This window comes from Photobacterium sp. R1 (assembly GCF_054600795.1).
This window is the reverse complement of the sequence record NZ_BAAHZP010000521.1, coordinates 1-273: the sequence shown is the minus strand read 5'-3', so window position 1 is coordinate 273 and position 273 is coordinate 1. Positions and strand designations below refer to the sequence as shown.

Here is a 273-nt window from a genome sequence, read left to right as displayed (position 1 = left end):
GGTGGCGAGTGTCACTGTGGTGACCAATGATGATCAGGGCAGCCGGCTGACCGTTACGGCAGGGATGCAGGAAATCCGTCCGGGTGATCGCCTGCTCAGGCCCACAGCCCCCCGCTTTGCAGAGCCGTCTGATGTTCCGCCACGGGCCGTCAGAGTGCTGGGAGGCTTACAGGATCACCATTATATGCAGGACTGGCTGGTGCTGGATCACGGTGCGGAGCATGGCCTGGAGCCCGGTCAGCGCTGGCGGATTGAACATCAGTTGCTGGGACA

The 273-nt window shown here is 62.3% G+C and carries 1 protein-coding gene; it reads left to right on the top strand.

Features of this window, described 5'->3' with window-relative positions; genetic code table 11:
• Positions 1-273 (top strand): hypothetical protein (locus ACYP03_RS26105; protein WP_459782684.1); only part of this gene is annotated, 273 nt, incomplete at both ends.